General features: G+C 62.0%; 17 protein-coding genes. 4 read left to right on the top strand and 13 right to left on the bottom strand.

Annotated features, from left to right (window positions below; all coding sequences use genetic code 11):
- Positions 1-81: 81 nt before the first annotated feature.
- Both L1K66_RS10890 and L1K66_RS10895 read right to left on the bottom strand, forming a co-directional pair.
- Complete coding sequence (locus tag L1K66_RS10890; protein ID WP_252257906.1) at positions 82-1323, bottom strand: SMP-30/gluconolactonase/LRE family protein; 1242 nt, start codon at positions 1321-1323, stop codon at positions 82-84.
- Complete coding sequence (locus L1K66_RS10895; protein WP_252257907.1) at positions 1320-2750, bottom strand: coniferyl aldehyde dehydrogenase; 1431 nt, start codon at positions 2748-2750, stop codon at positions 1320-1322. Before L1K66_RS10895 ends, L1K66_RS10890 begins: the two co-directional genes overlap by 4 nt.
- Before the next feature lie 169 nt (positions 2751-2919).
- Here L1K66_RS10895 and L1K66_RS10900 point away from each other — a divergent pair, with 169 nt between their 5' ends.
- Positions 2920-4116, top strand: a complete 1197-nt coding sequence (locus L1K66_RS10900) for a thiolase family protein (protein WP_252257908.1) — start codon at positions 2920-2922, stop codon at positions 4114-4116.
- A complete protein-coding gene (locus L1K66_RS10905) occupies positions 4113-4508 on the top strand; it encodes a hypothetical protein (RefSeq protein ID WP_252257909.1) in 396 nt (131 codons plus the stop codon). The genes L1K66_RS10900 and L1K66_RS10905 overlap by 4 nt, the downstream gene beginning before the upstream one ends.
- Before the next feature lie 4 nt (positions 4509-4512).
- Here L1K66_RS10905 and L1K66_RS10910 read toward each other — a convergent pair whose 3' ends face one another.
- On the bottom strand, positions 4513-5010 hold the full coding sequence (locus L1K66_RS10910) for an SH3 domain-containing protein (protein ID WP_252257910.1): 498 nt from the start codon (positions 5008-5010) through the stop codon (positions 4513-4515).
- Positions 5011-5133: 123 nt separating this feature from the next.
- Here L1K66_RS10910 and L1K66_RS10915 point away from each other — a divergent pair, with 123 nt between their 5' ends.
- A complete protein-coding gene (locus tag L1K66_RS10915) occupies positions 5134-6150 on the top strand; it encodes a 2-hydroxyacid dehydrogenase (RefSeq protein ID WP_252257911.1) in 1017 nt (338 codons plus the stop codon).
- Here the strand turns inward: L1K66_RS10915 and L1K66_RS10920 are convergent.
- From L1K66_RS10920 to L1K66_RS10965, 10 genes are all read right to left on the bottom strand, one after another.
- Positions 6147-6599, bottom strand: a complete 453-nt coding sequence (locus L1K66_RS10920) for a GNAT family N-acetyltransferase (protein ID WP_252257912.1) — start codon at positions 6597-6599, stop codon at positions 6147-6149. The genes L1K66_RS10915 and L1K66_RS10920 overlap by 4 nt on opposite strands.
- A gap of 11 nt (positions 6600-6610) precedes the next feature.
- Positions 6611-7399 (bottom strand): enoyl-ACP reductase FabI, encoded by a 789-nt coding sequence (locus L1K66_RS10925; protein ID WP_252257913.1) that lies wholly within the window; start codon positions 7397-7399, stop codon positions 6611-6613.
- Between the two features lie 38 nt (positions 7400-7437).
- Positions 7438-8667 carry a beta-ketoacyl synthase N-terminal-like domain-containing protein gene (locus tag L1K66_RS10930; RefSeq protein ID WP_252257914.1) on the bottom strand — a complete coding sequence of 410 codons (1230 nt, stop codon included), beginning with the start codon at positions 8665-8667 and terminating at the stop codon, positions 7438-7440.
- Positions 8668-8692: 25 nt separating this feature from the next.
- The gene (gene fabA / locus L1K66_RS10935; protein WP_034954177.1) at positions 8693-9202 is read right to left on the bottom strand and encodes a bifunctional 3-hydroxydecanoyl-ACP dehydratase/trans-2-decenoyl-ACP isomerase; all 510 of its coding nucleotides are present in this window, start codon (positions 9200-9202) and stop codon (positions 8693-8695) included.
- A gap of 124 nt (positions 9203-9326) precedes the next feature.
- Entirely contained in the window at positions 9327-10046 is a 720-nt protein-coding gene (locus L1K66_RS10940) for a class I SAM-dependent methyltransferase (RefSeq protein WP_252257915.1), read from the bottom strand.
- A gap of 69 nt (positions 10047-10115) precedes the next feature.
- On the bottom strand, positions 10116-12374 hold the full coding sequence (locus L1K66_RS10945) for a beta-propeller domain-containing protein (protein WP_252257916.1): 2259 nt from the start codon (positions 12372-12374) through the stop codon (positions 10116-10118).
- 85 nt (positions 12375-12459) lie between these two features.
- A complete protein-coding gene (prfB, locus tag L1K66_RS10950) occupies positions 12460-13587 on the bottom strand; it encodes a peptide chain release factor 2 (RefSeq protein WP_252257917.1) in 1128 nt (375 codons plus the stop codon).
- A gap of 102 nt (positions 13588-13689) precedes the next feature.
- Positions 13690-14223 (bottom strand): peroxiredoxin, encoded by a 534-nt coding sequence (locus L1K66_RS10955; RefSeq protein ID WP_252257918.1) that lies wholly within the window; start codon positions 14221-14223, stop codon positions 13690-13692.
- A 58-nt stretch (positions 14224-14281) separates the two neighbouring features.
- On the bottom strand, positions 14282-16792 hold the full coding sequence (locus L1K66_RS10960) for a penicillin-binding protein 1A (protein ID WP_252257919.1): 2511 nt from the start codon (positions 16790-16792) through the stop codon (positions 14282-14284).
- 59 nt (positions 16793-16851) lie between these two features.
- Positions 16852-17736 carry an N-acetylmuramoyl-L-alanine amidase family protein gene (locus L1K66_RS10965; RefSeq protein ID WP_252257920.1) on the bottom strand — a complete coding sequence of 295 codons (885 nt, stop codon included), beginning with the start codon at positions 17734-17736 and terminating at the stop codon, positions 16852-16854.
- 444 nt (positions 17737-18180) lie between these two features.
- Here L1K66_RS10965 and L1K66_RS10970 point away from each other — a divergent pair, with 444 nt between their 5' ends.
- Complete coding sequence (locus L1K66_RS10970) at positions 18181-20865, top strand: Rne/Rng family ribonuclease (RefSeq protein WP_252257921.1); 2685 nt, start codon at positions 18181-18183, stop codon at positions 20863-20865.
- Positions 20866-20939 lie beyond the last annotated feature (74 nt).

Raw genomic sequence — 20939 nt, forward strand, 5'->3', positions numbered from 1 at the left:
AGAACCCCCTGCGCAAGGGCCCGACTCGGGCAAAGCTGCGTATATCTGTTGCAGAAAATCGAACTAAGCTTTGCGCTTATGTCAATACGGGGCTGGCCCGAGCGGAAGCCGCCTGATTTCGGTCGGGAGCGCCTGCTTTCCGTCTGCAAGCCGGCCGTCGACAAACCGGTCCCATTGGCCATTGCCGATATAAATCAACGCGCCTTCGTCGATCGAGCCGCTGAGGGGCTCCGTCCATTCCGAATGCGCCTGTTCGAGAATGCGGTGGCCAACCACCCGATTGCCGTCCTCGGAAAGCATGAAGGCGCTGATCCGCATTGGTGAGGTGCCGTTCTGCACCGCGATCAGCTCATTGTCATGGCGCCACAGGCCGTCGACCCCGTCGAGCATCAGCGGAATATCCGAAGTCAGGCGCGAAACTTCGCCGGTTGCGAGTTCAACTATCGCGATCCCATAACGGTAATCACTGACGTAGAGCCTAACCCCATCAGCGCTGACAGCCAGCCCTTGCGGTGATCGAAATGTTCCGGGTGGGACGACAGGCTCAAGTGATTTTGCACCATTCTCAAGCCGATAGACCCCGCCGCCAACCGAATCGCTCGCGTAAAGCGTCCCATCGGTCGCCGCGACCAGATCGTTCATCGACTTGGCCTCGCTGTGGATCACAATGACTTGCCGGCTGCATTCAAGCTCCAGACACAGGGACATCAGTCCGGCAGCAGTCTGTTCTGCGTTGAACGGGTTCGGAACACTGGAGACGGAAGCCCACAATTGATCAAGCACCGGGAAGTAAACGATGCCTGAAAAGCTGTGTCCTTCGCCAAAATCGCTCTGCCCAAGTTCATCGGGCGAGGTGTATTGCCAAATCGAATTGCCCGACTGCGAAGTGACAGCCAACGTGTCCGTCCGCGGGTCTTTCACGACGCTTTCGGTCAGGCCTGCTTCCGCCGGAAGGATCGCGATTATCTCGCTCGCTTCGATCACTTCCGCTTCGGCTATCAGACGCTCGGCGATCCGCCCTGCATCGATCCCCTCTAGCAATTTTGGGATCTGCGCCTGAGCCGCATCGCTGAACACGTATCCGCGATCATAAAGCCACTCGAGCGTCGCCAGAACCTTTTCAACTTCGCCCGCCGCGATCAACGGCTGGAGAAGTCTAAGACGCACAGATCCGCTATCAGGAAAATCCCGGGCGAGTTGGTCCAGCCCGTCGATATCGCGAATCTGTCCGGTCTCGGCATCGACCGCACGCCAAGGCGCGCGATCCCCTGCCAAGCCCGGACTGGCAAGTGCAAGCGCACATAGAGCGACCAGCGCTCTCACTTCATCATGCCGGCCGCCGCCTTTTCGGTTGCCTTGCCATAGGGCGGCTTCATCCCTGCCAGCTTGGCAATATCGATCTTGGGCTGGTGATAGGTGCTGCGGGCGTGGCTAAATTCGCGGAAGCCTTCGATCGCGTGATAGCTGCCGATACCTGACGGGCCGACCCCGCCGAACGGCAGGTCTTCCATCGAGACGTGGAAGATCACGTCATTGGTGGTGACACCACCCGAAATCGTCCGGGTCAGCACCCGCTCCTGCTCGCCCTGATCCTCTCCGAAGTAATAGAGGCCGAGCGGGCGATCGTGTTCGTTGATGTAATCCACCGCCTGATCGACCGATTTGTAGGTCATCACGGGCAGGACCGGGCCGAAGATTTCCTCCTGCATCACCTTCATGTCGTCATTGACGTTTTTCAGGATGTTGAGCGGCATCTTGCGCTGGTTGGCGTTTCCGAAGTCCTCATTGCCGGGGTTGACCTCGATCACCTCGGCGCCCTTCTCGCGGGCATCTTCGACAAGCCCCTGCAACCGCTCGAAATGGCGGTCGGACACGATCGAGGCGTAGTCGTCATTTTCAAGCAGGGTGGGATACATCGCGGAAACCCCCGATGCGACACCCGCCACGGCTTCGTCCTGCTTGTCCTCGGGCACATAAAGATAGTCCGGAGCGAGGCAGATTTGCCCGGCGTTCATCATCTTGCCCAGCGCGATCCGTTCGCCTGCCTTGGCAAAATCCGCGCTGCGGCCCATGATGACCGGTGATTTACCGCCCAGTTCCAGCGTCACCGGAACAAGGTTCTCCGCCGCGGCCTGCATCACCCGCCGACCTGTCGCGGTCGATCCGGTGAAGACGAGATGATCGAAGGGCAGCGATGAGAATGCAGCCGCCACTTCCGGCCCGCCTGTGACAACCGCGACTTCGTCACGGGTGAAGTATTCCTCCACCAGTTCGGCCATCAGCGCGCTTGTCCGCTCGGTGAATTCACTCGGCTTGATCATTGCACGATTGCCGGCCGCCAGAACCTGCATCAGCGGGGCAAAGGCCAGATTGACCGGAAAATTCCACGGGCTGAGAATGCCGATCACGCCCTTAGGCTCATATCGCACCTCGGCCTTGGCCCCCAGCAGGCCCAGCGGGAATTGGACCGGGCGCCTTTCGGTCTTGGCCCACTTGTCCATGTGCTTGAGCGCGTGCTTGCCCGCGCCGACGGTCGCGCCGATATCGGTGAGCAACGATTGCTCCATCGAGCGGTTGCCGAAATCCGCGCTCATCGCCTTGCAGAACGCGTCGGCGTTGTCTTTCACAAGAGCCATCGCCCGCCGGATGCGATCCTTGCGTTGAGACATGCTTTCGGGCCGCGATGCGGTGAATGCGCTCCGCTGCAGCTTCAGCAATTCCTCGAGTTCTGCGCGCCGGTCATCAGCCATTTTTCTCTCCCACTTTATCCCGGTTTCAATTTGCCACCGTTGTGAGGGAAAGCACGGCGGCTCGCAAGTTAATACCAATTGCCAAGTGCTAGCGCGTTGCCATCGGGCGGAGCCGCTCCTAGATCAACTTCAACCAATCTCCCGTTTCCGAATTGAAGGATGCAAACCCATGCCGCACTTCTCAGCCAACGATCCGATTGTAATCCTTTCCTATGCTCGCACCCCGATGGGCGGCATGCAGGGCGCGCTTGCCGAAGTACCGGCGACTGATCTGGGAGCGGCAGCGGTAAAGGCGGCGGTGGAGCGTTCGGGCGTTCCGGGCGACAAGTTCGACCGCACCTATATGGGCTGCGTCCTTCCCGCCGGGCTGGGCCAGGCCCCTGCCCGTCAGGCGACGATCAAGGCCGGTCTGCCCGAATCGGTGCAGGCAACAACGGTGAACAAGGTCTGCGGCTCGGGCATGCAGACCGTCATCATGGGGGCGGAGGCGCTGGCCAGCGGCACGATCGACTATGTCGTGGCCGGGGGCATGGAGAGCATGACGAACGCTCCCTACCTGCTCAAGAAGCACCGTTCGGGCGCGCGCATCGGGCATGATACCGCCTATGATCACATGTTCCTCGACGGGCTGGAGGATGCCTATGAGGAAGGCCGCGCGATGGGCACTTTCGCGCAGGATACCGCCAACGAATACCAGCTCACCCGTGAAGAACAGGACGCCTATTCGATCGAATCCCTTGCCCGCGCCAACGCCGCCATCGCCAGCGGTGCATTTGCCGATGAAGTGGTGCCGGTGACCTTCTCGACCCGCGCTGGCGAAGTCACTGTCGATACCGACGAACAACCCGGCAAGGGTAAGCCGGACAAGATCCCGCAGCTGCGCCCGGCCTTTGCCAAGGACGGAACGATTACCGCTGCGACTTCCAGCTCCATTTCCGATGGCGCGGCTGCCGTGGTGCTGACCCGCGAAAGTGTCGCAAGCGCGAATGGCCAGACGCCGGTTGCCCGGATCGTCGCTCTCGCCGCCCATGCCCGCGCGCCAAAGGACTTCACCGTCGCCCCCGTCGGCGCGATCCAGAAGGTGCTCGACAACGCGGGCTGGTCGGTTGACGATGTCGATCTGTGGGAAGTGAACGAGGCGTTTGCCTGCGTCGCCATGTTCGCGATGCGCGACATCGGCATCCCGCATGAAAAGATCAATGTGAACGGCGGCGCGACCGCGCTGGGCCATCCGATCGGCGCATCAGGCACGCGTATCATCGTGACCCTGCTCAACGCGCTCAAGCAGCAAGCCAAGAAGCGCGGCGTCGCCAGCCTCTGCATCGGCGGGGGTGAAGCCACGGCGATCGCGGTGGAGCTGGCATGATCCGTTCATTTGCTCCTTTGGCGGCCGCGCTCTTGCTCGTCGCTTGCAATGCCGCGAGCGATGAGCCGCTGCCGCCAGAGGGCAAGGAACTGGACAAGGGTGTCCAGACTATGGGTCCGGGCCTCTATGCGGTCGGCGACGGCTCGCAAGTCTACGTCCGTACGCGGCTGGCAACCGACGGCACTTACGAGGATCTCGATCCGTCAGGCGCAGTTGTCGGATCGGGCAGCTGGTCCAGCCTTGACGAAGTCATCTGCTTCGATCCGGCGGGCGATGGGGAAGGACAGCAGGAACGCTGCTGGAGCAATTCTCCACCCGATGAGGACGGCAGTTTCATGACCACTCGCGATGATGGCAGCGAAAGCTATCGAGTGACCCCGCTGGAAGAATAGCGCCTCAGGGCGCGGGCTCCATTTCGCCTGCGCCCCACAAACGATCCATCGGCGCCCAACCCGAACGGCCTGCGACATCAACCTCGCAATAGGTTTCCCGGCAGCGCAGCAATTCGCCGATAACTCCCGGCTGCGCCCGCCAGCGCACCGCACTGCTTGCGACTGGTTCGGCGCGCAATTCCACCGGACCGCTGCCGATCACCAGAACGCCGAGTTTCGGGCTGAGCTGGCTCGCCGCAACCCACCCTTGCGTGCCTTCGTGATCCTCGATCAGCCTCCAGCCTTCGCGCAGGCGAATAACCTTCACCGGCAGGCCCCGCCGCTTGTAGACCCAGTCGATCTTGTATTCCTGGCTCGGCCCGACGCGCATGTTCACCTCGTCAAAGCGCATCGTCGCCCAATAGGGAACCTCGCGCTCCTGCGCGCGCGCCTCTCCCGCAAGGATTGTACCGGTGAGAACGATGCTGAGTGCCAGAGCGGCGAGAAAACGCAGTGCAGTCATACCCTTCTGATAGCGTCACCAGTGATTGCGCTTCAAGCGACTTTGCAGCCCTACAAAGCCATTGTGCCAATTCAGGAACAGCCAGCTTGACCACCCCCGCTCCTTGCCATTAGCGCAGCGATTATGGCTCATCCCGATACCGCTCCGCATTTTCCGTCAGGCAAGCCCAAGGTGGTGGTTACCCGTCACCTTATCCCGAGCGTGGAACAGCGGATGAGCGAACTGTTCGATGTCGTGCTCAATCCCGATGACGTGCCGATGACGCGCGAAGAACTGATCGCGGCGATGCAGGACTGCGACGTACTGGTTCCCACCGTCACAGACCGGATCGACGCGGAAATGATCGCGGGCGCTGGCGACCGGTTGCGGCTGATCGCCAGCTTTGGCGCGGGGACGGAGCATATCGACCTTGCCGCAGCCGCCGCACGCAAGATCATCGTTACCAACACGCCGGGCGTGTTCACCGATGACACCGCTGATCTTGCCATGGCCGGAATTATCGGCGTGCCGCGCCGCATCAGAGAAGGCACGGCCTTGGTCCGGCGGGGCGAATGGACCGGCTGGGCGCCTTCGGGGCTCCTAGGGCGCAAGCTGGGTGGCAAGGTTCTGGGCATTGTCGGCATGGGCCGGATCGGTCAGGCCGTCGCCCACCGCGCCCGCGCGTTTGGCCTGCAAGTCGCCTATTACAACCGCAAGCAATTGCCACAGGCGGTCGAATCGATGCTGGGCGCACGGTTTGTTTCCGATCTCGACACTCTGATCGCCGAGGCGGACATCCTCACCCTGCACTGCCCGCTGACAGCGGAAACCCGCGGGATGATCGATGCACGCCGGATCGCGTTGATGAAGCCGGGCGCGAGCATCATCAACACCGCGCGTGGGGAATTGATCGATCAGGAAGCGCTGATAGCGGCTCTGCAATCGGGCCACCTCGCCGGAGCGGGTCTGGACGTGTATCCGGACGAACCGAATGTCGACAAACGCCTGATCGAACACCCCAACGTCATGACCCTCCCCCACATCGGCAGCGCCACGACCGAGGGCCGCGAGGCATCGGGTGAAAAGGTGGTCGCCAATATCCAGTTCTGGGTCAACGGCCACCGCCCGCCCGATCAGGTGCTGACGGCGCTGGTGGGTTAGATGCGTAACGCGAACAGCTTGTTGAATTCGCCCGCCTTGTACCCGGCAAAATCACCGCAGGGTTCAAATCCGAAGCTGCGGTAAAGTGCGGTTGCCGGCTCGAACAGCGGGCCCGATCCTGTTTCAAGCTTGATCTCGGCCAAGCCCAGTTCTCGCGCCCGCTCGATCAGGTGCGACAGGATCGCCCTGCCCGCGCCGGTCCGCCGCGCATCGGGATGGGCGCGCATCGACTTGATCTCGGCAAAGCCTTCGTGCCGCTTGAGCGCGCCGATCGCCAACAGCGCTGCGCCGTTCCACGCAGCGTAAACCTCCATATCCGCTCCCTGAAGCCCGGACAGGTCCAACGCATGATTGGTCCCCGGCGGCGACCCTTCGAACATTTCCCGCGTGTGCAGCGCGATCAGTTCCACCACTTCCGGTTCCGACAGATCGCTGCGGCGGATCTCCATTTGCGCCAAGCCTAGAGATTGTCGAGTTGCGGCATTCCCAGTACGTGGAAGCCGCCATCGACATGGATGATCTCGCCCGTTGTGCAGGCCGCCGCATCGGAGCAAAGATAGACGGCGGTTCCGCCCACCGCTTCGAGCGTGGCATTGCTGCCCAGCGGCGCGTTTGCCTCGGTATGGCGATAGGTGCGGCGCACCCCGCCGATGGCGCTCGCGGCGAGCGTCTTCATGGGGCCGGGGCTGATCGCGTTGACCCTGATACCGTCGCGGCCCAGATCATTGGCGAGATAACGCACCCCCGCCTCAAGCGCGGCCTTGGCCATTCCCATTACGTTGTAATTGGGGGTGACCCGGCTCGAACCCAGATAGCTCAGGGTCAGCAAGCTTCCCCCATTTTCCACCATCATCGGATGCGCCCGGCGCGCGACTTCGATCAGGCTGTAGGCCGAAATGTCCATCGAATTGCGGAAGTTGGCGCGCGTCGTGTTGAGGATGCGCCCAGTCAGCTCGGACTTGTCCGAATAGGCGATCGCGTGGACCACGAAATCGAGCGTGCCCCACCGTTCCTGCAAGGCGGCAAAAGCCACGTCGAGCGAGGCGTCATCGGTGACATCGACATCGAGCATCAGATCCGAACCGACGCTTTGTGCCAAGGGCTCTAGCCGCTTGCCGAAGCCTTCTCCCTGATAGGTGAAGGCCAGTTCCGCTCCTGCATCGGCGCATGCCTTGGCGATGCCCCATGCAATCGACCGGTCGTTGGCAACGCCCATTACAAGGCCGCGTTTTCCCGCAAGCACGCCCATGTAAGCTCCCCTCCCTTAGCGGCGCCCTGGCCGCGACGTCATCCGTGGAATTTCGACAGCAGCATTGTCCCGTTGGTGCCGCCGAACCCGAAGGAGTTTGTCATTACCGTATCAAGCCCGGCGTTCTCCACCAGTTCGGTGGCGATCTCCTCCGGTTTCAGTGCCGGATCGAGAGTTTCGACATTGATCGACGGAATGATGAAGTCATGCTCCAGCGCGAGCAGGCAATAGACCGCCTCCTGCGCGCCGGTTGCGCCCTGACTGTGGCCGGTCATCGACTTGGTCGAGCTGACAGGAGGCGTCGAACCTTCGCCGAACACGCGGCGCACGGCTTCGATCTCGCCCACGTCACCCACCGGGGTCGAGGTGCCATGCGCATTGATGTAGCTGATCTTGCGATCCGGGCCGAGGGTCTTGAGCGCGCCCAGCATCGAACGTTCACCGCCCTCACCCGAAGGAGCGACCATGTCGGCCCCGTCGGAAGTGGCGCAGAACCCGGTGACTTCGGCATAGATCTTCGCGCCGCGCGCCTGTGCATGCTCGAGCGCTTCGAGCACCACGATCGCCCCGCCGCCGCCGATCACGAACCCGTCGCGGTCGGCATCGAAAGCGCGGCTCGCGCGTTCCGGCGTGTCGTTATACTTGCTCGACATCGCGCCCATCGCGTCGAACAGGCAGGACAGCGTCCAGTCGAGTTCTTCGCCGCCACCGCCGAACATCACGTCCTGCAATCCCAGCGCGATCTGCTGTGCGGCCATGCCGATGCAATGCAGCGAGGTGGAACAGGCCGAGGTGATCGAGAAGTTCATGCCCTTGATCTGATAGGCCGTCGCCAGATTGGCGCTGACCGTCGAAGACATCGTCTTGGGGACAGCGAACGGCCCGATCCGCTTGGTCGAACCGTTCTGGAGCACCGTCTGATGAGCCGCCAGCATCGCCGAAGTCGAAGGGCCGCCCGATCCGGCGATCACGCCGGTCATCGGATTGACGACATCCTTTTCCTCAAGCCCCGCATCCGCGATCGCCTGACCCATCGCGATATGGGCATAGGCTGCGCCCGGTCCCATGAAGCGCAAGGTGCGCTTATCGACATGTTCGGCCACATCCAGCTTCACCGCCCCTGCAATCTGGGAGCGGAAGCCATGCTCGGCCATGTCCTCGTTGAAGGTGATGCCGGACTTGCCGGCCTTCAGCGAGGCCAGAACCTCGCCTGTATTGTTGCCAATCGAGGATACGATCCCCAGCCCGGTTATGACGACGCGACGCATGATCCGTATTGTGCCCCTGATCCCATCACGCTTCTGAAAGCGCGACCTTCATGTCTTTGACTTGATAGATGACTTCGCCATCGGCTTCGACGCGGCCGTCAGCCACACCCATGGTGAGCCGACGGGTCTGCACCGCCTTGGTAAAATCGACGAAGTATCGCAGCATCTTGCGATCAGGCCGCACCATGCCGGTTAGCTTTACCTCGCCCACGCCCAGCGCATAGCCGCGCCCCTGCCAGCCACGCCAGCCAAGGTTGAAGCCGGTCAGCTGCCACAGACCGTCAAGGCCGAGACAGCCGGGCATGATCGGGTTGCCAGGGAAATGGCAGTCGAAGAACCAAAGATCGGGCGTGATGTCGAATTCGGCCACCACGTGCCCCTTGCCGTGTTCGCCGCCATCGCCAGAAATCTCGGTAATGCGGTCCATCATCAGCATCGGCGGTGCGGGCAATTGCGCGTTGCCGGGGCCGAACAATTCGCCCCTTGCGCACTTCAACAAATCGTCGCGGTCAAAGCTGGTTGGGAAGTCAGTCATCCCCTGCGAAGTCCCCTAGTCATTTATACTCTTGGCCGCCGCGCCTAGCACCCTGCCGGGGGTATGGAAAGGGGCGGCGGAGATTGTACCCACGCCAGTCAGCGGGCATTGCAAGACCGCGCGCTCAGCCGTTGCTGCAAGCCTTGATCGCGGCAGGTTCGGTGCGTGCCTCGCCACGTTCGAACCGGGCGAAATAGCTCTTGAGATCGGGCCGCTCGACGAATTCGGTGAGCTTGAAGCCGATGGCTTCGAATTCACAGAACAACAGGCCCGGCGCGATCCCGTGGCGGCTGGTCGGGCGATCGACATCGACGACGATGATCTGCCCCCCTTCAGCCAGAGCAGGCCACATGCGCCAGAGGAAGGCATAAGGTTCCGTCACCTCGTGATACATGTGGACGAGGAATATCCGGTCGAAGCTGTCAGCCGGAAGCTGCGGATCGTCTGCCCGGCCCAGCTTGATAGAAATGTTTTCGAGCCGTTCGCGTTCGACACGCTGTCCAAGCCGCTGAAGCGCCTCGGAATCGATATCCTGCGCCAGCACCCGTCCATCCTCGCCAACCCGGTCTGCAAGGCGGACGGTGTAATAGCCCTCGCCCGCGCCGATATCGGCGACCGTCATGCCGGGTCGGATATTGGCGAGGTCCATCACCGCCTGAGCCTCGCCACGTTCGTCGCGGGCGTCCTCGTTCGAAAACTGGTTTGAAACAACCGCCGAAACCGGCCGATCCGGCATAGGGAATTCAAGCGCCGTTTCCGGGCGGTCGGGATCGGTGGCAAGATTGTCGCAAGCCCCCAGCGTGGCGGTGAGCAGCAATGAAGATATCAGCGGACGCATCAACATGATTGGCGCCGTGTTAGCCGCAGTCGCAGGGCTAGGCAAAACCGAAATTCGCCTTTTCCCTGCCCTGCCTCAACGCTGCAACGGGCCGGTCAGATCAACCCGGCGCCGCTCCGCCACCCGTCCTTCGACCACTTCGGCTTCGACCAGTTCGGTCGCCATAAGGCCGTAAACCTTGCCGCCTAGGAAGATCGGACGGGCATTGCCGTACCAGTCGATACAGGACACCTCGCAGTCATAGCCTTCGCCGGTCTCGACCTCGTCCTCGGGCGTCGCACGGATCAGTCCGCCATCGGCCAGCAGACCTGCGGCATCAAAGCCGAGGAACGACAGGTCCGACACGTCCGAATACCACCACCAGCCACCCGATTGCTCTTTGCGCGCGACGGTAGGAACGCCCAGCATTCCATCTCCGGAAAGGGTGTAAGTCGCGTTGAAGGCGTGGCTTCGGCTTTCGCTTTCGTATCGGCCCGGCAGATGCGCAGAGCTGCGGATGGCTGACGCGCCCGGCTCCAGCCCGATGTAACTGACGCGCAGCCCGCTCTCGTCGGCATAGCCATTGGCGATCACCGCCGCTTCGCCCATCCGTTCAAGCCGCACCAGAGAATGGCCGATGCTGATCGTCTCCGCCTGCTCCGGGGCATTCACTGGCACCGCGTGGATCACATTGCCCTGTGCGCTGCGTTCCGCCTTGCCATCACGCGGAGGGCGGCGCGAATAGCGATCGCGTCCGCCATAGACGATCCAGTCGCCGACAAAGCGGTTTTCCGCCGAGTTCGCCAGCAGGCTGGGAAGCCTTGCGAATTCGCTTTCGCGCGCGGCGATGTAGCGATCGCGGAACTTGCCCTGTGGTGCATTCATCAGCGCGAATTCCTTGGCGATGTCATCATCGGAGCACGCGTGGCGGTAGAAGCTGGAAAGCGCCCGGAAGCGCGTGCCCGTCGCATCCATGCCGAACTGGTCAATCGGCATTCCCCGCGCCCCCAGCACCTCTACTTCGCCGCGCCCGATGGGCAGGCGGAACACCGCTGCCGGGGGAACCTCGCCAAATCCGGCAGACGGGGTGCCGATCTGACATTCGTTCCAGTCCAGCTCATCCCAGCTGACGGCCGATGTCCACAGGTAGACCGCATCAGGAGTGACATACAACTCGGCCGGGTCGGCACCGACAAAACCGGTTGTTTCGCAGCTGAGGCCGCGTTCGATCACATCGCTCAAAGCGCAAACCGATACGGTGTGCACCCAGGGCTCCTTCACGCCGAACACCGGGCGATAGATATCGCGCACGTCCAGCACGTCCTTGCCCGTGCCTTGGTTGTCGTAGAAATCCTCCGCCCCGGTCCAGCGGCGGATCACCGGGCGATTGCGGCGGCTGACCAGATCGGCTGCCTCATACGGTGTGTAGATCACCAGCCTGTCGCCAACGATACGCGTCGCATAATTGTCGACATCGTAATAATCGTCGGAGGATATCAGGAATACCCCGCGGACACTGACCTTCCCCGTTTCCCGATCGAGCCGCAGCACGGTGATTTCGCTGGCATCGTCTTCGTAGGAATAGGCCGTGACGATGATCTGATCACCCTGCACCAGCATTTCGTCATACCAGTCCGCGCCGATGGGATCACCGTCCTCATCCTTGCGATAGACATCGGTGCGATCGGTCAGCGTCATGGTGGGATAGTGCACGGCAAAGACCCGGCCATCCTGCAACACCAACAGATACTGCCCGATCAGCTTGACTATGTCCCCTTCATCGACGCTGGCGACCTGGACATTGGTGATGCTGTCCGATGTCCCGGTGGTGCTTTCGCTGCTGACCGTTGTAACAGCTATCGGCATGCTTTGAGGCATGCTGGCGACCCGCGATCCGGTAACGACAACGGTCTGGCTCGCGCTATCGTCGGGGCAATCTTCCGGTACAGCGCATTCAGGTGGTGCTTCGGCAGCTTCCACATCCTGCAAAGCCGCGACTACGATCTGCGCGCCCTCGCCTTCACTGAAGCGCCGCCGCCTTTCACGTTGACGCAATTGCTCGACCGAACGCAGGAAACGGCGAAATTCGACGTCGTTTTCGAAAGTCTCGAATTCAGGCGTGGCGAGCCGGCGGTACCGGCTGTCCTGATAGGCTGGTGTTTCGTCCGCTTCGGGAATCGCAAGTGCGGGATCGGTATTTGGGAAGGGTTCGGGCGGCAGCGTGCGGATATCGTCGGGCAGCAGGATCGTCACCTCACCGGGGGACTGCTCCTTCTCCTTGGCTACCGTAGTTCCAGCAAGCAGCGTCGCCGAAACGAGTGCCGGTCCGACTCGCACCAAACGCATTCCCGCCATGCCGTGCTCCCATGTTTTGGGAGAGGCTATTCCAAAACTCCTGATTTACAACAGGTTTCGTCCGGCAACCGGTCCTTAAAGAGGACTATTCGACGTCTTCGATCTCGACCTTTTCGCCCGTCACGCGCTGCGCCAGCGCTGCCGAGATATACTGGTCGATATCGCCATCCAGCACGCGATCGGGCGAGCTGGAGGTAACGCCGGTGCGCAGGTCCTTCACCATCTGGTACGGTTGCAGAACGTAGGAACGGATCTGGTGGCCCCACCCGATCTCGCTCTTTTCCTGATACTCGCCCGATGCCGCCGCTTCACGCATCGCCATTTCGCGTTCGAACAGGCGCGCTTTCAGCATGTTCATCGCGGTGGCGCGGTTCTTGTGCTGGCTGCGATCGTTCTGGCTGGCAACGACGATACCCGTCGGCTGGTGGGTGATGCGAACGGCGGAGTCGGTGGTGTTGACGTGCTGACCGCCCGCACCCGACGCTCGATAGGTGTCGATCTTCAGGTCGGCCGGATTGATTTCAATATCGATATCGTCGTCGATCACCGGATAGACCCACACGCTCGAAAACGATGTGTGGCGCTTGGCCGCGCTGTCATAGGGGCTGATCCGGACAAGCCGGTGCACGCCGCTTTCGGTCTTGGCATAGCCATAGGCGTTTTCGCCCTTGATCAGCAGAGTTGCCGACTTGATCCCGGCCTGATCGCCCGCCTGATACTCCACCGTCTCGACCTTGAAGCCGCGGCGTTCGGCCCAACGCGCATACATGCGCAGCAGCATTTCGGCCCAGTCCTGCGATTCCGTGCCGCCCGCGCCTGCGTGGATTTCGAGATAGGTATCGTTGCTGTCCGCTTCGCCCGAAAGCAGTGCCTGCACCTTGTCGGCATCGGCGCGTTCGGCAAGGCGGGCAAGGCTGGCAAGCCCATCATTGACGATGCTTTCCTCGCCCTCGGCTTCTCCCATCTCGATGAATTCGATGGCATCGGCCATTTCGGCGGAAATCTCGTTCACGGTGTTGACCGCGGTCTCGAGCGTCTTCTGTTCACGGCTGACCGCCTGCGCTTCCTTGGGATTGTCCCACAGCGTCGGATCCTGGACACGCGCATTCAGTTCGTCGAGCCGACGCAGTGCGCGCTCCCAATTAAGCGATTGCCGCACCAGACCAAGAGCTGCCTGGATCCGGTCGATATGTGCCTGGGCCTCGGCCCGCATAGGAAATCCTCAATGGCAAAGTTGGCCGCCCCGCTTAGCGCAGGGCGAGCGTTTGTAAAGCGATGCGGGAAGGCTCCGCGCGATCGCAATCAGTCTTGCAGGCTATTTGGAGAGCGCGCGAACCGCCGCAAGGGTGCGTTGCACATGGCCGCGGTAATCGCTGTTGGAATGCACGAAAGTGATCTGCCCATTCGGCGCGATGACGTAGGAGGTGCGGCTGGAAAGACCCGAATCGCCGAGCGCCACGTCATAGGCCGAAATCAGCCGTTGGCTGGCCACGCCGACGGGGAAGGCATCGCGGCATTCCTCACGGCTGAAACGCTTGAGCGTTTCGATATCGTCATTCGACATTCCGATCACGCTGGCCCCGGCGGCGCGAAATTCGGGCATGGCTTCGGCGAAGGCGTTGGCCTCCAGCGTGCACCCTTGGGTGAAGGCCTTGGGGTAGAAATACAGCACCACCGGCCCACGCCGCAGCGCCGCCTGCAACGAGAAGCCGAATTCCTTACCCGCCAGCGCGGCATTCGTCGAAAAGCTCGGTGCGTCCGCCCCAACCGGAAGCTCGGCCGAAGCAGGGGCGGTGAAGGCGAATGCTGCGACCATGGCAGCGGCGATGATGCGGATGCGGTTCTTCATGCCATCACAACCTATGAGCACGCTTGCGGTTTCCGGGAAATTTCGAAGCTGGCGGCAATCAGTAGATGCCGCCCTGCTCCTCGACAAAGTCGCTTGGTTCGCCGTCATTGCCCTGGTCATCGTCTCCGGCCGCGCGGCGCGAGGCGCGGATCAGGTTGAGGATCTCGTCACGCTTGGCGGCGATTTCATCCTGACGCGTGGCACGATCCGGTTCGGTATCCGGCTTGAACGCTTCCCAGATGACGTCACCGCGAGGATCGCCTGTCGGCCAGCCATCCAGCACCCTTTTGCCGGTGCGACGGTCGACGCGGACCATGCGGATGCCGTCCGGCGCGACAGCGGGCAGATCGGACCAGTGATCGCGCGAATTCTGGATCAGTTCCTTGATGATCGGTGCAACGATTGTGCCGCCATAGGCATAGCCGCCCATGTTGCGCGGCGTATCAAACCCGACATAAGCGCCGGCGACCAGTTGCTGCGTCCCGCCCACGAACCACACGTCCTTGGGCCCGCTGGTTGTCCCGGTCTTGCCGAACAGCGGCAGGCCAAGATCGTTCAGCACCGTCGCCGTGCCGCGCGTCACCACGCCTTCGAGCATGTGCATCACCTGGAACGCGGTGCGCGGGTCCATCGCCTGTTCGCCCTTCAGGCCGAAACGCGGCATGGCGCTGCCATCATATTCGGCCATGTTGCAGCCGTTGCAGGCGCGTTCATCCGCCCGCCAGATCACCTTGCCGCTGCGATCCTGGACGTAATCGATCACCGTCGGCTGGTTCAGCCGCCCGTGATTGGCCAGCGCGGCATAGGCGGCGACCATCTTGGAAACGGTCGTTTCCTCGGAACCCAGCGCGGTCGCGGCATACGGATCGGGGTCTTCACTGATGCCCAGCTTCTCGATCGTGTCGACAACGTTTTCCATGCCCGCCTGCATACCGATCTGGACGGTCATGATGTTCTGCGACTGCTCCAGCCCGTAGCGCATCGGGAACTGCCCGGCGCGCCCGCCGCGGATGCATTTCTGGCCAAGCTGGCGGCCCTGATAATAGCAGAACTGGGTGTTATCGATCTCGGTCGAGGGGGTCATGCCGTTGTCCAGCCCGGTGGAATAGACAAACGGCTTGATCGTCGAGCCCGGCTGGCGATTGGCCTGCGTCGCGCGGTTGAAGTCCGAAAGGCGGTGATCGAACCCGCCTTGCATCGCTATGACCCGGCCGGTTTGCGCCTGCTGCACCACCAAGCCGCCTTGCGCCTCTGGAATGGTGCGGACGCGGAAACCATTGCCCTGCGGCGAGACGGCAATGACATCGCCCGCCTTGAGCGCATTGGGAAGGTTGGTCAGCGGTGCTTCCGAACCGTCGGAAAAGCCGATAGTCGCCGATGCACCGGCTCGCTGCGTCACCACTCCGACGCGCCAGTCCTCATAATTGATCGAAAGGTATGAACTGGCTAGCTGTCCTGCCCAATTGCCTTCGCTCACGTCGATCGTTGCGATCGGCCCTGCCCATGCGCGTCCGCCGTGATAGCGCAGCAAGCCTCGGCGCAGCGAATCCCGCGCGGCTTCCTGCATTTCCACATCAAGCGAGGTCCGCACCCAAAGGCCACCGGCGTAGACGCTGTTTTCGCCGTCCTCCGCCGTCTCGCCAAACTGGGCGATCAACTGTCGCCGCACTTCTTCAAGGAAATAACCCGCATCCGCGCTCGTCTCGGCACGCTGATTCTTGAGCCCCAAGGGCTTGGCAGCGGCTGCCGCGCGTTCGGCCTCGGTGATGAAACCGTTTTCTTCCATTTGCTGCAGCACGAAGTCGCGCCGCTGCATCGCGGCCTGTTCCTGACCGCGCCGACCATAGCGTTCAGGTGCCTTGGGCAGGATCGCAAGGAACGCAGCCTCATGCAGTTCCAGATCGCCCACGTCCTTGTCGAAATAGGCGCGCGATGCTGCCTGGACGCCGAACGACCGACGCCCCAGCGGGATTTCATTGAGGTAGAGTTCGAGGATTTCCTCCTTGCTCAACACGCCTTCGATGCGGCTGGCAAGGATCATCTCCTTGAGCTTGCGCGTGACCGAATATTCATCGCCCAGCAGCAGGATCTTGGCGAGCTGCTGCGTGATGGTCGAACCGCCGACAGCGCGTTCACCCGAGCCGAATTTTATGGCGTAATCGAACACGGCATTGGCAGTACCGGTGTAATCGACGCCGCCGTGGCTGAAGAACGTCTTGTCCTCTGCCGAAAGATAGGCCTCGATCAATTGCTCGGGGAAATCGGCATATTGCAACTGCACGCGGCGTTCGCGCGCGTAAGAATGGACGATCTCGCCATCGATCCCGCGAACAACGGTAGGCAGCGGGGTCTGGTAATCGGCAAGGCTTTCCGCTTCGGGCAGGTCACTGGCAAGGAACATCCAGACGGCCACCCAGACCACGATCAATCCGGCAAAGGCGAAAGTAGCCAGTTTGAACAGCAGGCTGGAACGCCATTTCTCGCCAAACCACGCGACCGCCATCGCGGTATCGCGCGACAGGCGAAAGCGGAAATAATCGACAAAGGGGGCGGTGCTGGTCTCGGTCATTGAGCGACGCGATCTATCTTGGTTTTACCGGGATTGCTAGCGGCTTGGGCCTGCCCAAGTCACGGTTCGGCGCGGCGCGCAAAATAGACCCGGATCGCCCGTGCCAGAACATCGGCATATTCGGCGCGCCCTTCCTCTGTCATCAGCCGGGTGCGATCTGCCGCATTCGTGACGAACCCGCTTTCGAACAGCACGCCGGGCACGTCAGGCGCGCGCAACACCGCCAGCGCCGCCGAACGGCGCGGTTGCGGATGGAAAGCGATCCGTCCTTCGCCCTCGCGCGTGATCAGCGAAGCGAATGCGACCGCGTCATCCTGCGTGCGCTGCTGCGACAGTTCGACAAGGATCGCGCTCACCTGTTCGCTTTGCCCTTCGATGGCGACGCCATTGAGCCGGTCTGCGGCGTTCTCCCGCTCGGCAAAGCGGGCGGCGGCTTCGCTCGATGCCTCGTTGGAAAGGGTGTAAACGCTTGCCCCAGCGACATCGCTGCGATCCCCGGCGGAATCGGCATGAATTGAAAGAAACAGGTCAGCACCGAGCTGGCGCGCGATTTCGGGACGGTTGGCGAGCGCGATGATACGATCATCGTCGCGGGTCATCGCCACCCTGATGCCGCCTGCCTCCAGCAATTCGTCGCGCAGCTTGAGCGCGAGCGCGAGAACGATCTCTTTCTCCATCACCTGGGAGCCATTGGCCGATCGCCCTATCGAGCCGGGATCGCGTCCGCCATGCCCTGCGTCGATCACAACCAAGGGGCGTGTCGGATCATCGGGGCCAAGGATTTCGGGCAGGTCCAGCGGCTCGACTTCGGGATCGAGCAGGAAACGCAATACGTAATCGCGCCCCCATTCGGGTACGGGAATGGCGATGCCCGTTGCCATCGCACCGCCTAAGACAAAGGCGGGAACGGCAAGGATCAGCAAAAAGAGAGTGCGCACACTCATGATTACGATTGCTTAGAATGTTGCGCTGTAGAAGCGCAATAGAGTTGCGGCGCGTAACCCACGGTGCTAGCCATCGCAAATGAAACGGGGCGCGCTGCAACACTTGCGGCTTTCCCGCGTTTTCATTCGCAAGGCAGGCACATCCCGTTCGGGTGATCGCCAGCGCCACACAACAGGTTGATGCAGTGACGAGACGCTTCTCCTCGCAAGGAAACACCCGCCGCCTTTCCGGCGCGGGCGAAATTGCGAGTCGCAGCGCGGACACATTCCGCAATCTCGTCGCAGCAGACACGATCATTGCGCCCTTCCCGGCAGCCGGGGATCGCGCAGTCACCACTAACGGGCCAACCATCGCATTCGCGCAAAGGCGGCCCGATTACCCACAAATGACACGCCCATCCCGCCGCACGTCGGCGTCAGGAAGAGGCGTCTGGAGATTACCACATGGCAACGCGCATGCTTATCGATGCGCGCCACTCGGAAGAGACCCGGGTGGCGGTGCTCAAAGGCAACCGGATTGAGGAATTCGATTTCGAATCTGCTGAACACAAGCAGATCAAAGGCAATATCTATCTAGCAAAGGTAACACGGGTCGAACCGTCGCTTCAGGCGGCGTTTGTCGACTTTGGCGGCAATCGCCACGGGTTCCTCGCCTTCAGCGAAATCCACCCCGATTATTACCAGATCCCGCAGGCTGACCGCGAAAGGCTGCTGGCTGAAGAAGCCGAGGCAGCCGAGGAAGAAGCGCGCCTGCGCGCCGAGGAAGAGGAAGAGGGCATTGCCCCCGGCGACGAATATGACGCCGAGGACGAAAGCGCAGAAGCTCTGGCCGAAGATCTGGCCGAAGACGGCCTCGAAGAAATCGACACTTCGGACAAGGATCAGGTTTCCACCATCGAAGACGGCGAATCTGACGACGACGATGATGATGGCGACGAAGACGATGACGCCGAAGAAGGCGAAGAAGGCGGGGAGGAAGGCGATGAAGGCCGCTCGCGCCGGGGCCGTCGTGGCCGGGGGCGCCGCCGTCAGGGCAAGGGCGACAAGGGCAATGGCAAGGGCCGCAGCCGCGCCAAGGAAGTCGACGAAGTGCGCGCCAAGCGTATGGCTCTGCGCCGCCGTTACAAGATCCAGGACGTTATCCAGCGGCGTCAGGTCCTGCTCGTCCAGGTCGTGAAGGAAGAGCGCGGCAACAAGGGCGCTGCGCTGACGACCTATCTCAGCCTCGCAGGCCGCTACACCGTGCTGATGCCCAACAGCAGCCACGGCGGCGGGATCAGCCGCAAGATCAGCTCAACCGGTGATCGCAAGCGGTTGAAGCAGATCGTCTCCGACCTTAAGCTGCCCAAATCGATGGGCCTGATCGTGCGCACCGCCGGGCTTCAGCGCACCAAGACCGAGATCAAGCGCGATTTCGACTATCTGGCACGGCTTTGGGACGAAATCCGCACCACCACCCTCGCCTCCACCGCGCCGGCGCTGATCCATTCCGACAGCGATCTGATCAAGCGCGCGATCCGCGACATCTACAATCGCGAGATCGAGGAAGTCGTTGTCGAGGGCGAGGAAGGCTACAAATCGGCCAAGGCCTTCATGAAAATGCTGATGCCCAGCCACGCGCGCCGGGTGAAAGCCTATTCCGATCCGGTGCCGCTGTTCCAGCGCTATGGCGCGGAAGACCAGTTGCGGGCGATGTATGATCCGATGGTGCAGCTCAAATCGGGCGGCTACCTCATCATCAACCCGACAGAGGCGCTGGTGTCGATCGACATCAACTCGGGCAGGTCGACCAAGGAACACGGGATCGAGGCGACCGCGCTTCACACCAACCTTGAAGCGGCCAAGGAAATCGCCCGGCAGCTGCGTCTGCGTGACATGGCCGGACTGGTCGTGATCGACTTCATCGACATGGAATACAATTCCAACATCCGCAAAGTCGAAAAGGCGATGAAGGAAGCGCTCAAGAACGATCGCGCGCGCATCCAAGTCGGGCGCATTTCCGGCTTTGGCCTGATGGAAATGAGCCGCCAGCGCCTGCGCACCGGCGTGCTTGAGGCGACCACGCGTGAATGTCCGCATTGCGACGGTTCGGGCCTTGTCCGCACCGCTTCGTCCGCCGGTCTTTCCGCGCTGCGCCTGATCGAGGACGAAGCTGCCAAGGGCAAGGGAACGATCATCAAGCTGGGCGCCAGCACCGAAGCGGCGATCTACCTGCTCAACGAAAAGCGTCACGAGCTCGTCGAGATCGAGACCCGTTACGGCGTCACCGTCGAGGTCAAGCCCGAGGGCGAGGACGAAGGCGCGAAGATGAACGTGTCGAGCCACGGCCCGCGCCCGGCTCAGGCCCCCAAGTTCGATCCGATCGTCGATGACGATGATGACGACGAGGAAATCGAGGAAGAGGCAGAAGAGGATTACGCCGAAGAAGACGACGATCAGCCGCGCAAGAAGAAGCGTCGCCGTCGTCGCGGCGGCCGAGGCCGCAACAAGCGCCGCGAAGGCGATGAAGGCAGCGAAAACGGCGATTCCGAGGCTTCTGAAGATGACTCCGAGGGAGCATCCGACGAGGATGAAAACGCCGCCGACGCACGCGCGAACGGCGAAGACGGCGAAGAGAAGCCCAAGCGTCGCCGCCGCCGTGGCGGTCGTGGCCGTCGCCGCAAGCAGGGCGAAGGCGAAGCCGGTTCGGAAGAGCAGTCGGAAGACAATAGCGAAGCCGCAAGCGAGGAAGCACCTGCCGAGGAGGCACCCGCAGAGGCAGCCGATGCTTCGGCGGAGGAAGCACCCGCCGAGGAAGCTCCGGTTGAAAAGCCCAAGCGCAAGCGCGCACCGCGCAAGAAAAAGACCGACGAGGTCGAAAGCGTGAGCGAAGCTGCTCCCGCCGAGGAAGCCCCCGATACGGCTCCCGCTGCGGACGAGGAAGCTCCGGCCGAGAAGCCCAAGCGCAAGCGCGCACCGCGCAAGAAAAAGGTCGAGGAAGAAGCTCCTGCGGCGGAAGAGGCTGACGCCCAGCCCAAGGCAGAAGCAGCCCCTGCCCCCGCCGAGGAAGCATCCGAGGCAACCGGCGGCGATACCGCTGCCGAAGGCAAGAAGCGCGGCGGCTGGTGGCAACGCACCTTTGGCGAGTGATCGCTGATTGATCAGACAACAGAAAGGCCGGGAACAAAGCGTTCCCGGCCTTTCTTGTTACCGCCCTAGCCGCT

Origin of the sequence: Erythrobacter aurantius (assembly GCF_023823125.1) — a bacterium.
Taxonomy (GTDB): domain Bacteria; phylum Pseudomonadota; class Alphaproteobacteria; order Sphingomonadales; family Sphingomonadaceae; genus Erythrobacter; species Erythrobacter aurantius.

Bases quoted from the DNA above. Each gene is read 5' to 3' on its own strand.
- L1K66_RS10895 (WP_252257907.1), bottom strand. From the start codon at position 2,750: ATGGCTGATGACCGGCGCGCAGAACTCGAGGAATTGCTGAAGCTGCAG.
- L1K66_RS10900 (WP_252257908.1), top strand. From the start codon at position 2,920: ATGCCGCACTTCTCAGCCAACGATCCGATTGTAATCCTTTCCTATGCT.
- L1K66_RS10905 (WP_252257909.1), top strand. From the start codon at position 4,113: ATGATCCGTTCATTTGCTCCTTTGGCGGCCGCGCTCTTGCTCGTCGCT.
- L1K66_RS10910 (WP_252257910.1), bottom strand. From the start codon at position 5,010: ATGACTGCACTGCGTTTTCTCGCCGCTCTGGCACTCAGCATCGTTCTC.
- L1K66_RS10915 (WP_252257911.1), top strand. From the start codon at position 5,134: ATGGCTCATCCCGATACCGCTCCGCATTTTCCGTCAGGCAAGCCCAAG.
- L1K66_RS10920 (WP_252257912.1), bottom strand. From the start codon at position 6,599: ATGGAGATCCGCCGCAGCGATCTGTCGGAACCGGAAGTGGTGGAACTG.
- L1K66_RS10925 (WP_252257913.1), bottom strand. From the start codon at position 7,399: ATGGGCGTGCTTGCGGGAAAACGCGGCCTTGTAATGGGCGTTGCCAAC.
- L1K66_RS10930 (WP_252257914.1), bottom strand. From the start codon at position 8,667: ATGCGTCGCGTCGTCATAACCGGGCTGGGGATCGTATCCTCGATTGGC.
- fabA (WP_034954177.1), bottom strand. From the start codon at position 9,202: ATGACTGACTTCCCAACCAGCTTTGACCGCGACGATTTGTTGAAGTGC.
- L1K66_RS10940 (WP_252257915.1), bottom strand. From the start codon at position 10,046: ATGTTGATGCGTCCGCTGATATCTTCATTGCTGCTCACCGCCACGCTG.
- L1K66_RS10945 (WP_252257916.1), bottom strand. From the start codon at position 12,374: ATGGCGGGAATGCGTTTGGTGCGAGTCGGACCGGCACTCGTTTCGGCG.
- prfB (WP_252257917.1), bottom strand. From the start codon at position 13,587: ATGCGGGCCGAGGCCCAGGCACATATCGACCGGATCCAGGCAGCTCTT.
- L1K66_RS10955 (WP_252257918.1), bottom strand. From the start codon at position 14,223: ATGAAGAACCGCATCCGCATCATCGCCGCTGCCATGGTCGCAGCATTC.
- L1K66_RS10960 (WP_252257919.1), bottom strand. From the start codon at position 16,792: ATGACCGAGACCAGCACCGCCCCCTTTGTCGATTATTTCCGCTTTCGC.
- L1K66_RS10965 (WP_252257920.1), bottom strand. From the start codon at position 17,736: ATGAGTGTGCGCACTCTCTTTTTGCTGATCCTTGCCGTTCCCGCCTTT.
- L1K66_RS10970 (WP_252257921.1), top strand. From the start codon at position 18,181: ATGGCAACGCGCATGCTTATCGATGCGCGCCACTCGGAAGAGACCCGG.